General features: G+C 73.1%; 9 protein-coding genes and 1 pseudogene. 9 read left to right on the top strand and 1 reads right to left on the bottom strand.

Going from position 1 to position 11,717, the window contains the following annotated elements; all coding sequences use genetic code 11:
* Window positions 1–193: 193 nt before the first annotated feature.
* From B7P34_RS32855 to B7P34_RS32815, 8 genes are all read left to right on the top strand, one after another.
* On the top strand, window positions 194–1,852 hold the full coding sequence (locus tag B7P34_RS32855; protein WP_189383240.1) for a hypothetical protein: 1,659 nt from the start codon (window positions 194–196) through the stop codon (window positions 1,850–1,852).
* Window positions 1,849–2,433 (top strand): hypothetical protein, encoded by a 585-nt coding sequence (locus B7P34_RS32850; RefSeq protein WP_106681824.1) that lies wholly within the window; start codon window positions 1,849–1,851, stop codon window positions 2,431–2,433. Before B7P34_RS32855 ends, B7P34_RS32850 begins: the two co-directional genes overlap by 4 nt.
* Window positions 2,434–2,446: 13 nt before the next feature.
* The gene (locus B7P34_RS37830) at window positions 2,447–3,469 is read left to right on the top strand and encodes a hypothetical protein (protein ID WP_189383238.1); all 1,023 of its coding nucleotides are present in this window, start codon (window positions 2,447–2,449) and stop codon (window positions 3,467–3,469) included.
* Window positions 3,470–3,595: 126 nt separating this feature from the next.
* Window positions 3,596–5,104: an aldehyde dehydrogenase family protein gene (locus B7P34_RS32840; RefSeq protein WP_106681822.1), complete on the top strand. Its 1,509-nt coding sequence runs from the start codon at window positions 3,596–3,598 to the stop codon at window positions 5,102–5,104.
* Window positions 5,105–5,245: 141 nt separating this feature from the next.
* Entirely contained in the window at window positions 5,246–6,805 is a 1,560-nt protein-coding gene (locus tag B7P34_RS32830) for a GMC family oxidoreductase (protein ID WP_106681820.1), read from the top strand.
* Window positions 6,802–7,878, top strand: a complete 1,077-nt coding sequence (locus B7P34_RS32825; protein ID WP_106681819.1) for a quaternary amine ABC transporter ATP-binding protein — start codon at window positions 6,802–6,804, stop codon at window positions 7,876–7,878. Before B7P34_RS32830 ends, B7P34_RS32825 begins: the two co-directional genes overlap by 4 nt.
* Window positions 7,875–9,935 (top strand): ABC transporter permease, encoded by a 2,061-nt coding sequence (locus B7P34_RS32820; protein WP_189383236.1) that lies wholly within the window; start codon window positions 7,875–7,877, stop codon window positions 9,933–9,935. Before B7P34_RS32825 ends, B7P34_RS32820 begins: the two co-directional genes overlap by 4 nt.
* On the top strand, window positions 9,925–10,902 hold the full coding sequence (locus B7P34_RS32815; protein WP_106681817.1) for an ABC transporter substrate-binding protein: 978 nt from the start codon (window positions 9,925–9,927) through the stop codon (window positions 10,900–10,902). Before B7P34_RS32820 ends, B7P34_RS32815 begins: the two co-directional genes overlap by 11 nt.
* Window positions 10,903–10,980: 78 nt before the next feature.
* On the opposite strand, the gene B7P34_RS32810 is transcribed toward B7P34_RS32815, so the two are convergent.
* A complete protein-coding gene (locus tag B7P34_RS32810; RefSeq protein ID WP_106681816.1) occupies window positions 10,981–11,475 on the bottom strand; it encodes a carboxymuconolactone decarboxylase family protein in 495 nt (164 codons plus the stop codon).
* A 47-nt stretch (window positions 11,476–11,522) separates the two neighbouring features.
* Here B7P34_RS32810 and B7P34_RS32805 point away from each other — a divergent pair.
* Window positions 11,523–11,717 (top strand): annotated as a pseudogene (locus tag B7P34_RS32805) (hypothetical protein); the annotation flags it as partial.

The following is an 11,717-nucleotide window of genomic DNA, read 5'->3' as shown; positions in this document are numbered from 1 at the left end:
GGGAGCGACAGCTCCCGGGGCACCCCCGTTTTTGCGTACAGGTGTGCCGCGGTACACCCGGACGGGGTCGATTTTCAGCCCGGTATTCGGGCGCAAGTAGGGGTTCGCAAGAAGCGGATTGGCTTATTGTGAGTTCTCCGACAGTCCGTCAACTCCTGCTTCTTCGCAGGTGAGTTCGACGATCGGAGAGTTCGTGACGTTATCCACAGGATCCGCAAGAACTGATCAGGCCAAGTCGCCCGAGCAGGCGAAAACGGCCGGTACCGCCAGGCCCGACGCGCGGAGCGAGGCCACCCGGCTGCTGTGCGCGGGGGCCTATCTCGACCTCGACTTCCGGCGGCGCGTCATCGAGGAACTGGTGGAGCACGAGGAGCGGCCGATCGCGCCGTCGCTCGGCATCGACGTCGTGCCGGTGCTCACGCACGCGCTGCGGGCGCGGGCGCAGGACGTGCTCACGGCGGTGCTGCTGGCCTGCTTATGGGCCGCGTTCTTCGTCTCCGGAGTCGTGAACGACGACGCGGACGGCCTCCCGGACGTGCCGCTTCCGTGGGCCGGCATCTACGCCCTGGTGTGCGTGGCGCACTGGATGGGGCAGGCCGCCGCCGGGCGGGGGAGCGCCGTCTACGGCGTCGACAAGTCCACCCTGCGCCAGGCCCTCAAGGGGCGGGCCTCGCTGCGCGCCCTGCGGGCGGTCGGCCCGCCCGTGCTGCAGCTCGCCTACTGGATCGCGGCCGTGGCCGCCCTCCTTGAGGGCGTGGGCAGCTGGACGGCCGTGCTCTTCCCGCTGCTCCTCGTGCTGCCCGTGTGGATGCACCGGTCGCGGGTCGCCTCCGTGATGCGCCTGGAGCTGGGGCGCGAGGCGTTCGCCCGCGGGCCCCGCGCGCTGCCGCGCTCGCGCCACCACCGCCGCATCGCGGCGACGATCGACCGCGAGCAGTACGCGGGTCTGACCATCTACGACCCCTCCCGCCCGTTCATCGGCATGGGCCGCCCGTACGAGCCGTGGTCGTTCGTCCTGGAGCTCAAGCCGAAGGACGGCAAGGGCGGGGCGCCGTTCACCGCCCGCACCGTCGTGGACCTGATCCGGCCCCGCCTGGAGGCGCTGCGCGACTCCGCCGCCGCGACCAGCCGCGACCGGCTCAAGGACCTGGAGGTCGAGGAGTTCGTCTACCTGCCGGTGGGCCCGCACCGGCCCGAGGTCCGCTACGACGAGCCCGTCGTCCGGCAGCACCTGCACGAGGCCGTGGACGAGGGCGGCGAGGCCCGGCGCTACTTCCTGCGGGTGCGCGTGGGCGCGTGGGACGAGCAGGTCGTCGTGTCCGTGCTGGTCAGGGTGCACACCCAGGGCGGCATGCTGGTGCTGGAGGTCGTGCCGCACGTGCTGATGCCGGTCAAGCCGGAGTTCCGCGCGGTCGACGTGATCGCCGCCCGTGGCGAGGACGACATCCTGCGCGACGGCGCCCGCGCCCTGCTGACCGCGCCCGCCGCCGGGTTCGCGTCCGCCGTCTCGGCGGTCCGCACGGCCGTCGCCGGCTTCCGCACGTGGCTGGCCGACCCGCGCCGCGCCGTCCCGGACGGGCCGGCCGGGTCGGTGCGCGAGATCGCCGGGGTGCACTCCGTCTCGCTGTTCCAGGAGATGGACATCAGCCGCTACGTGAAGACGGTCCAGGACCGGATCGCGAGCGGCGTACGGGACGCCCTGCGCTGCCAGGGCTACGAGACCGACCAGTTCGAGCAGCAGATCGTGCAGGTCAGCGAGGGCGGCGTCTTCATCGGCTCGATGAGCGGCGGCGCCGTGGCCGCGGGCAGCGGCGCGCAGGCCAGGAACACCGCCAAGGACGGGGGATCATGACGGATCACAAGAACGACAAGGACGACAGGAACGGCAACGGCACCGGTGGCGGGATCGCCATCGGGCGGATGACCGGCGGTGCGGTCGCCGCCGGCGAACGGGCGCAGGCCGAACACCGCGGCACGGGGCAGCGGAACGCGGGCCGGGACAGCGGTGCGGGCGGCAGCGCGAAGGGCCGCTTAAGCGACGAGCCCGCCGGCGCGCCCGTGAACGTGCCCGCCGGCGTGCCCCGCGCCGGCGGCGTCGCCGTCGGCGAGCTCTCCGGCGGCGCGGTCGCCGCGGGCCGGGAGGCGCGGGCCGTCGACTCCTCCCGCGACCTGCTGGCCGTGACGCCCGAGCTGCTGGAGGCCGTCACGGCACTGCGCGGGCAACTGCCCCTGCTCGTACGGTCCGACGGCGACGGCGTCGACGCGGTCGGCGACGAACTCGCGGGCCTGGAGGCGGAGGCGCGCCGCACGGGCCGTACGCAGCGCGGCCGCCTGGTGCGGCTGCGGGCGCTGCTGAGCAGCGGAGCCACGGCCGTCGGCGGCCTGGCCTCGGCGGCGGCGGTCGCCGAGGCGGCCGGCCGGCTGCTGACGTGAGGGGGCGGGGCGCATGAGCCGCTGGGACGCGGATCTCCAGCAGTGGGTGGAGGACGGCCCGCCACGGCGCGGACGGCACGCGGACGGAACCCCGTACGACGCCGAGGAGCAGGAGGTCCACCTGCTCCCCGGGCCTCCGGACGGCCTGCCCGAGGGGCCGTCGCACGCGGCGATCCTGGCGGGCGCGCTGGCGGGGGTGGTCCTCGCGGGCGGCCTCGGCGTGGGCGCCTGGTCGGTGCTGCGGGACGACGGCACGGGCACGGGCGGGCGCGGGGGCCCGTCACCGGGCCCGAGCGTGAGCGGCCCGCCGGTGCCGGGCCCGTCGTACGACTACGGCACGACGTCCGGCACTTCGGGAACCACAGGAACCACGGGGACCATGGGGAGCACTGGAACCACGGGCCTCACGGGCACCACAGGCGTCACCGGCACCACGGGGACGACCGGCGCGGCGGGCATGACTGGTACGACCGGCACGACGCCCGGCACCACCGGCGGTTTCGGCGGCGGAGGCCTCGGCCCGGCGCCCTCGCCCTCCTCCTCGTCCCTCCCGGGGCTGCAGTACGCGACCGGCACGCCCAGCGGCTTCGAGCGCACGGAGGACCCGGCCGGCTTCCGCGCCGACGTGCCGTCCGGCTGGGAGCGCAGCACGGAGGGCGCCAGCGTCTTCTACCGGCGGTCGGACGGCAAGAGCCTGGTCCAGGTGTTCGCGATGGACGGCCCGGAGCCGACGCCGTACGCGGCGCTGGAGGAGGCCGAGGGGGCGGTGTCCCGCAACAAGGGCTACCGCAAGCTGTGGCTGACGCAGGAGAGCGCCCCCTCGGCCGGCGCCGCCGAGCTGGCGTACACCTACGTGCGGCCCGACGGGAGCGTGCGGCGTGTTGTCGACCGTGCGTTCAACGGCCCCGACGGCCGGCAGTACGCCCTGCTGGTCGGCGGGCCGGAGGACGAGTGGCCGCGTCACCAGGAGATCTTCCGGGTGCTGCTGGGCTCGTTCTGCCCTTCCGGCTACTGCGCGAGCGGCGACGCTCAGTGACCCGCGTCACTCTTTGTGAAGAATGAGGCATAGCTTTTCGCCTTTTGGTTAGGCGCGTCCCGTTGCCGCCCGAGCGCCCTGCCCGGCGGCAGCGGGACCGTCCAGGAACCGGAAGGCAGAAAGAACATGTCGTCAGCCGAGACCATCCACATCGACGGGGTGTGGCGTGCCGCCGCGTCCGGCGCCCAGCGGGAGGTGCTCGACCCCGCGGACGCCAAGACCCTCGCCGTGGTCTCCGAGGGCGGCGCCGACGACACGGACGCCGCCGTCGCCGCGGCCCGCCGCGCCTTCGACGGCGGTCAGGGCGCCTGGCCGCGGACGCCCGTGGCCGAACGGGCCGCGCTGCTGCGCCGCGTCGCGGAGCTCCTGCAGCGCGACCGCGAGGAGATCGCACTGACCGAGAGCCGGGACACCGGCAAGACCCTCGAAGAGGGCCGCATCGACGTCGACTGCGTCGCCGACGCCTTCCGCTACTTCGCCGACCTCGTCGTGGGCGAGGGCGCCGGCCGCGTCGTGGACGCGGGCTCGGACACCCTGCACAGCGTCGTCGTCCACGAGCCGGTCGGCGTCTGCGCGCTGATCACCCCCTGGAACTACCCGCTGCTGCAGGCCAGCTGGAAGGTCGCCCCCGCGCTGGCGGCGGGCAACACCTTCGTCATCAAGCCCAGCGAGGTCACCCCGCTGTCCACCGTGCTGCTGATGAAGCTGCTGGTCGAGGCCGGTCTCCCGGACGGCGTCGGCAACCTCGTCACCGGCGCCGGCGACCCCGTGGGCGCCCGCCTCTCCGAGCACCCCGACGTCGACCTGGTGTCCTTCACCGGCGGCCTCGCCTCGGGCGTCAAGGTGGCGCAGGCCGCCGCGCCCACCGTGAAGAAGGTGGCCCTCGAACTCGGCGGCAAGAACCCCAACGTGGTCTTCGCCGACGCCTGCGCGACCGACGAGGACTTCGACACCGCCGTCGACCAGGCCCTCAACGCCGGGTTCATCCACAGCGGCCAGGTCTGCTCCGCCGGCTCCCGCCTCATCGTCGAGGAGTCCGTCCGCGACCGCTTCGTCGCCGAACTCGCCCGCCGCGCCGAGAAGATCCGCCTCGGCCGGGGCACCGAGGACGGCGTCGAGTGCGGCCCGCTGGTCTCCGCGCAGCAGCTCGACAAGACCGAGGCGTACGTCGCCTCCGCCCTCGCCGAGGGCGCCACCCTGCGCTGCGGCGGCTCCCAGCCCGAGCCGAACGAGGTCCGCCCCGCGGGCGGTTACTTCTTCTCGCCGACCGTCCTCGACCACTGCCACCGCGCCATGAAGGTCGTCCGCGAGGAGACCTTCGGCCCGATCCTCACCGTCGAGACCTTCCGCACCGAGGACGAGGCCGTGGCCCTGGCCAACGACACCGAGTACGGCCTCGCCGGCGCGGTGTGGACCAAGGACGCGGGCCGCGCCCGCCGCGTCGCCGGCCGGCTCCGCCACGGCACCGTGTGGATCAACGACTTCCACCCCTACCTGCCGCAGGCGGAGTGGGGCGGCTTCGGCAAGTCCGGCACCGGCCGCGAGCTCGGCCCCGCGGGTCTGGCCGAATACCGCGAGGCGAAGCACATTTACCAGAACCTCGCGCCCGAGCCGGTGCGCTGGTTCGCAGGCTGAACCGGCCTCGTCCCGTAGGCGAAGAGCCCGCGAGCGAAGAGCCCGCACGCGAAGAACCCGCACGCGAACAGCCCGCAAGCGAAGACCCGCACGCGAACGACCCGTAAGCGAAGAACCTTCCTGCCCCCGAGGAGTACCCCCATGCCCCCCGCCCAGAAGATCACGGCCGACTACGTCGTCGTCGGCGGCGGCACCGCCGGTTCCGTCATCGCCTCCCGCCTCGCCGAGGACCCCGGGACCTCCGTCGTCGTCATCGAAGGCGGCCCGTCCGACATCGACCGCGAGGACGTGCTGACGCTGCGCAAGTGGCTCGGCCTGCTGGGCGGTGAGCTGGACTACGAGTACACGACCACCGAGCAGCCCCGCGGCAACTCCCACATCCTGCACAGCCGCGCCAAGGTGCTGGGCGGCTGCTCCTCCCACAACACCCTGATCTCCTTCAAGCCGCTGCCGTCCGACTGGGACGAGTGGGAGGCCGCGGGCGCCGCCGGCTGGGGCGCGAAGGACATGGACCCCTACTTCGGCAAGCTCCGCAACAACATCGTGCGGGTCGCGAAGAAGGACCAGAACGCCATCGCCTCCGACTGGATCGAGGCCGTCAAGACCGCGCTCGGCGTCCCCGAGGTCGTCGGCTTCAACGACAAGCCCTTCGACGAGGGCGTCGGCTTCTTCGACCTCTCCTACCACCCGGAGAACAACAAGCGCTCCTCCGCCTCCGTCGCCTACCTCCACCCCCACATGGAAGCCGGCGACCGCCCCAACCTCCGCCTCATGCTGGAGACCTGGGCGCACAAGCTGGAGCTGGACGGCACCCGCGCCACGGGCGTCCACGTCCGCACCAAGGACGGCGAGGAGATCTACGTCGAGGCCGGCCGCGAGGTGCTGGTCTGCGCCGGCGCCGTCGACACGCCCCGGCTGCTGCTGCACTCCGGCATCGGCCCGAAGAAGGACCTCGAAGCGCTCGGCATCCCCTGCGTGCTCGACCTGCCCGGCGTCGGCGAGAACCTCATCGACCACCCCGAGTCGGTCATCGTCTGGGAGACCGACGGGCCCATCCCGGGCAACTCCGCGATGGACTCCGACGCGGGCCTCTTCGTCAAGCGGGACCCGGAGCACCAGGGCCCGGACCTGATGTTCCACTTCTACCAGATCCCCTTCACGGACAACCCCGAGCGCCTGGGCTACGAACGCCCCGAGCACGGCGTGTCCATGACCCCCAACATCCCCAAGTCCCGCGCCCGCGGCCGCCTCTACCTCACCTCGGCCGACCCCGAGGTCAAGCCCGCCCTCGACTTCCGGTACTTCGAGGACGAGGACGACTACGACGGCCGCACCCTCGTCGACGGCATCAAGCTCGCCCGCAAGGTCGCCGAGGCCGAGCCGTTCAAGAAGTGGCTCAAGCGCGAGGTCTTCCCCGGCCCGGACGTCACCGGCGACGCGGAGATCAGCGAGCTCGTCCGCAAGGCCGCGCACACCGTCTACCACCCGGCCGGCACCTGCCGCATGGGCGCCGCCGACGACGCCCTCGCCGTCGTCGACCCCGAGCTGCGCGTCCGCGGCCTTGCGAACATCCGCATCGCGGACGCGTCCGTCTTCCCGACGATGCCCGCCGTGAACCCGATGATCGGAGTCCTGATGGTGGGGGAGAAGTGCGCCGAAATGCTTGCGGCAGGCCCCGGCACCGGGGGTGACCCCCGATGAGCGGCAATAACGCCGGCACCGGCGCCCCGGCCGTCTTCAGCGTCCGCAACCTGTGGAAGGTCTTCGGTCCGAAGGCCGACCGCGTCCCCGGCAGCGAACTCGCCGCGCTCTCCCCCGAGGAACTGCGCGAGCAGACCGGCTGCACCGTCGCCGTCCGCGACGTCTCCTTCGACGTCCGCCAGGGCGAGGTCTTCGTCGTCATGGGCCTGTCCGGCTCCGGCAAGTCCACGCTCGTCCGCTGCCTGACCCGGCTCATCGAGCCGACCTCCGGCACCATCGCCATCGACGGCGAGGACGTGTGCGGCATGGACAAGGGCGCCCTGCGCGACCTGCGCCGCCACCGCGCGGCCATGGTCTTCCAGCACTTCGGGCTGCTGCCGCACCGCTCCGTCCTCGACAACGTCGCCTACGGCCTGGAGATCCAGGGCGTCGGCAAGGCCGAACGCCGCGCCAAGGCCGCCGAGATGGTGGAGAAGGTCGGCCTCGCCGGCCTGGAGGACCGCCGCCCCGGCCAGCTCTCCGGCGGCCAGCAGCAGCGCGTGGGCCTCGCCCGCGCCCTCGCCGCCGACCCCGAGGTCCTCCTCTTCGACGAGCCGTTCAGCGCCCTCGACCCGCTCATCCGCCGCGACATGCAGGAAGAGGTCGTCCGCCTGCACCGCGACGAGGGCCGCACCATGGTCTTCATCACCCACGACCTGTCCGAGGCGCTGCGCCTCGGCGACCGCATCGCGCTCATGCGCGGCGGCCGCGTCGTGCAGTGCGGCACCCCCGAGGAGATCGTGGGCTCCCCGGCGGACGACTACGTGCGCGACTTCGTCCGGGACGTCCCGCGCGAACAGGTCCTCACCGTGCGGCGCGCCATGCGCCCCGCCGCCGCGGACGAGTCGGAGACGGGCGAGTCCCTCGACCCGACGACGACCGTCGCCGAAGCGATCGAGACGGTGGCCCGCACGGGCACCCCGGCCCGCGTCATCGAGGGCGGCCGCTGCGTCGGCGTCGTCGACCACCGCAGCCTGCTGGGCGTGGTCGCGGGTCTGGACGCCGGCCCCGCCGGCGAAAGGACGGCGGCATGACCGTACACACAGCCTCGCCGCAGATGAAGACGGCACCGCCGGGCCGCGACGCCTCGGCGCCGCACCCCGCGGTCCTCGCCCTCCGCGCCCTGTGGGCCCGGCCCGCCGCCCGCAAGCTGCTCATTCTCGCCGCCGCCGCGGCCGTCCTCGTGCCCGTGGCCGCGGCCACCCACGGCAGCGGCACCTGGCCGTCCGCGTTCACCGTCGACCTGACCAAGCCCCTCACCGGGGCCAGCGACTGGATCATCGACAACCGCGACAGCCACTGGGCCTTCCTCTACTTCTTCGGGCACGTCAGCGGCGCGATCATCGGCGCCGTGCACGCCGTCTACACCGTCCTCCTGGCCCTCGGCTGGGCCGGAGTGACGGCGGCGGCCGCGCTGCTCGCCTGGCGGGTCGCCGGCGCACGGGTCGCCGTCATCGCCCTCGCCTCGTTCGCCGCCTGCGGCCTCCTCGGCATGTGGGTGCCCACCATGCGCACCCTCGCCCTGATGATCGTCGCGGTGGCGGTGTCCGTCGCCGTCGGCGCGCTCCTCGGCCTCGCCGCGGGCCTGTCGGACCGCACGTTCCGGGCCCTGCGGCCCGTCCTCGACACCATGCAGGCGCTGCCCGCCTTCGCGTACCTGCTGCCCGTCGTCCTCGTCTTCGGCATCGGCGTGGCGCCCGCCGTCCTCGCGACCGTCGTCTACGCCGCCCCGCCCATGGCCCGCCTCACCGCGCTCGGCCTGCGCTCCACCGACCGGGGCGTCCTGGAGGCCGTGGAGTCGCTCGGCGCGACCGGGCGGCAGCGCCTGCTGACGGCCCGGCTGCCGCTCGCCCGGCGCGAGCTGCTCCTGGGCGTCAACCAGACCATCATGATGGCCCTGTCCATGGCCGTCATCGCGTCCGTCATCGGCGCGGACGGCCTGGGAGACCGCGTCTACCAGGCCCTGTCCACGGTCGACGTGGGCAGCGCCCTGGCAGCCGGCATCCCGATCGTCCTCCTGGCGATCGTCCTGGACCGCACGACGGCGGGCGCGGCTTCGCCGTCACCTCGCCGGTTGTGGGCAGGCGTTCCGCAGGCTGGGGGCACCCCCGGCCGAAGGCTGGGGGAGGGTGGGCACAACCAGCGACGGGCCCGCACCCGGCGGACGACCGCATGGCTCGCGGCCCTGGCCGCGGTCGCCACGGCTGCCCTCGCCACGGGCGACAAGCCCTGGCCCGACACCTGGACGGTGGCGATCGCCGCCCCGGTGAACGACGCCAAGGACTGGATGGTCGACCACCTCTACACCGGCCTCCCCGGCATCGGCGGCACCGCCGACCTCGCCGCCCACTACACCACCTGGGTCCTCGACCCCCTCCGCGACGGCCTCCAGGCCCTCCCCTGGTGGGGCGCCCTCCTCCTCGTGGCCGCCCTCGCCTGGCTGATCGGCACGTGGCGCACGGCCCTGACGGCAGTCCTCTCGCTCGCCGCGATCGGCGTGCTGGGCCGCTGGGAGCTGTCCATGGACACGCTGTCGCAGGTGGTGGCCGCGGTGGCGGTCACGCTCGTGCTCGGCTTCGCGATCGCCGTGCCCGCCGCGCGCAGCCCGCGCGTGGAGCGGCTGCTGCGCCCGGTCCTGGACGTCTTCCAGACCATGCCGCAGTTCGTGTACCTGATCCCCGTCGTGGCCCTGTTCGGCGTCGGCCGGGCCCCGGCCGCCGCGGCCGCGATCGTGTACGCGCTGCCCGCCGTCGTCCGCATCGCGAGCGAGGGCCTGCGCCGGGTGAACCCGGGCGCGATGGAGTCGGCCCGCTCGCTGGGCGCGACCGGCGGCCAGCAGCTGCGCCAGGTGCAGTTCCCGCTGGCGCGCCCGCAGCTGCTGCTCGCGGTCAACCAGGCCGTGGTGCTGGTGCTGTCCGTCGTCATCATCGGCGGTCTCGTGGGCGGCGGCGCGCTGGGCTACGAGGTCGTGTTCGGCCTCGCGCAGGGCGACCTGGCCACCGGCCTGACCGCGGGCGTGGCCATCGCCTGCCTGGGGCTGATGCTCGACCGGGTCACCCAGCCGACGAAGGGAGCGCGTGATGGCGCGTAAGACGATGACGGCGGTCTCCGCGCTGTGCGTCGTGGCCGCCGCCGCCACGGCCACCGGCTGCGGCGCGGCCGACATGACCAAGCAGGCGTCCCCGTACGCGGACGCGGTGGGCACGAAGTCCGTGACGCTGTCCGTGCAGTCCTGGGTGGGCGCGCGGGCCAACACGGCCGTCGCCAAGTACTTGCTGGAGCACGAGCTGGGCTACCGCGTCGACACCGTGCAGGTGGACGAGGTGCCCGCGTGGGACGCGCTCAGCCAGGGCCGCGTCGACGCGATCATGGAGGACTGGGGCCACCCGGAGCAGGAGAAGCGGTACGTCGAGGACAAGAAGACGATCGCCCCCGGCGGCGACCTCGGCGTCACCGGCCACATCGGCTGGTGGGTGCCCAAGTACTTCGCGGACGCCCACCCCGACGTCCTCGACTGGCGGAACCTCAACAAGTACGCGGCGCAGCTGCGCTCGCCCGAGAGCAGCGGCAAGGGCCAGCTCCTGGACGGCTCGCCGTCGTACGTCACGAACGACAAGGCGCTCGTCGCGAACCTCGGCCTGGACTACAAGGTCGTGTTCGCGGGCTCCGAGGCGGCGCAGATCACGCAGCTGCAGCAGTCCGCCAAGGAGAAGAAGCCGTTCCTGACCTACTGGTACGAGCCGCAGTGGCTGTTCAACGAGGTCCCGATGGTGGAGGTGAAGCTGCCCCCGTACACGCAGGAGTGCGCGGACAAGGGGGCGAAGGACCCGTCGGCGGTCGACTGCGCCTACCCCACGACGTCGCTGAAGAAGTTCCTCAACGCGGACTTCACGCGGAAGGGCGGCAAGGCGGCCCGGTTCCTGAAGAACTTCGCGTGGTCGAAGAAGGACCAGAACGCCGTCGCCCAGATGATCGCCGAGGACAAGCTGAGCGCGGACGAGGCGGCGAAGCGGTGGGTGAAGGAGAACCCGGAGGTCTGGAAGAAGTGGCTGCCGTGAGCTGATCATTGAGCAGTGACCGAGCGGCACCGGTACCCCCGCGACCGGTGCCGTTCGCACGTTCTCTCCGGCCGGTCCTCAGACCGCGTACGCGCCCGGGCCGAGGCCGGTCGTCACGCCGATCCGGTTCCACGCGTTGATGGTCGTGATCATGGCGATGAGCTGGGCGAGTTCCTGCTGCGGGAAGTGCTTCGCGGCCCGGTCGTACACCTCGTCGGACACGCCGCCGGGCAGCAGGGTGACCGCCTCGGTCAGGGCGAGCGCCGCCTGCTCCTTCTCGGTGTAGAGGCCGGGGGCCTCGTGCCAGGCGTTGAGGAGGTAGATGCGCTCCTCGGACTCGCCGAGCTTGCGGGCGTCCTTGGTGTGCATGTCCAGGCAGAAGGCGCAGCGGTTGAGCTGCGAGGCGCGGATCTTGACCAGCTCGATGAGGGAGGTCTCCAGGCCCTTCCGGGCGGCCCGCTCCAGGCTCAGCATGGCCTTCCCGACCTCGGGGGCGACCTCGTGGAGCAGCATGCGGGGGGCGTGGTGGTGGCCGGTGACCTGTGCGTTCGTGTTCGCGTTCGTGTTCGTCATGCCTACGACACTAGGGCGCGGGCAGCCCACAGGTATGGTCCATTCCCATGGAGAAATCATGGGCCACTTCGGGGGCCGCGCCGGAGCCGGGCCCGGCCGCCGGTGACGGTGCGGGCGCGGACTTCCACCTGGACCTGAGCGGGCCCGGCGGCGTGCGCGCGTCCCTGATCCGCGCCCTGCGCGAGGCGGTCCGCGGCGGGCGGCTCGCGCCCGGCAGCCGGCTGCCGTCCTCCCGCACGCTC

It is taken from the genome of Streptosporangium nondiastaticum (assembly GCF_003011965.1).
Classification (GTDB): domain Bacteria; phylum Actinomycetota; class Actinomycetes; order Streptomycetales; family Streptomycetaceae; genus Streptomyces; species Streptomyces nondiastaticus.
This window is presented reverse-complemented; position numbering and strand designations above follow the sequence as displayed.

What these genes read in the sequence shown, in the direction of transcription:
- B7P34_RS32850 (WP_106681824.1), top strand. Translation starts at nt 1,849, where the DNA reads ATGACGGATCACAAGAACGACAAGGACGACAGGAACGGCAACGGCACC.
- B7P34_RS37830 (WP_189383238.1), top strand. Translation starts at nt 2,447, where the DNA reads ATGAGCCGCTGGGACGCGGATCTCCAGCAGTGGGTGGAGGACGGCCCG.
- B7P34_RS32840 (WP_106681822.1), top strand. Translation starts at nt 3,596, where the DNA reads ATGTCGTCAGCCGAGACCATCCACATCGACGGGGTGTGGCGTGCCGCC.
- B7P34_RS32830 (WP_106681820.1), top strand. Translation starts at nt 5,246, where the DNA reads ATGCCCCCCGCCCAGAAGATCACGGCCGACTACGTCGTCGTCGGCGGC.
- B7P34_RS32825 (WP_106681819.1), top strand. Translation starts at nt 6,802, where the DNA reads ATGAGCGGCAATAACGCCGGCACCGGCGCCCCGGCCGTCTTCAGCGTC.
- B7P34_RS32820 (WP_189383236.1), top strand. Translation starts at nt 7,875, where the DNA reads ATGACCGTACACACAGCCTCGCCGCAGATGAAGACGGCACCGCCGGGC.
- B7P34_RS32815 (WP_106681817.1), top strand. Translation starts at nt 9,925, where the DNA reads ATGGCGCGTAAGACGATGACGGCGGTCTCCGCGCTGTGCGTCGTGGCC.
- B7P34_RS32810 (WP_106681816.1), bottom strand. Translation starts at nt 11,475, where the DNA reads ATGACGAACACGAACGCGAACACGAACGCACAGGTCACCGGCCACCAC.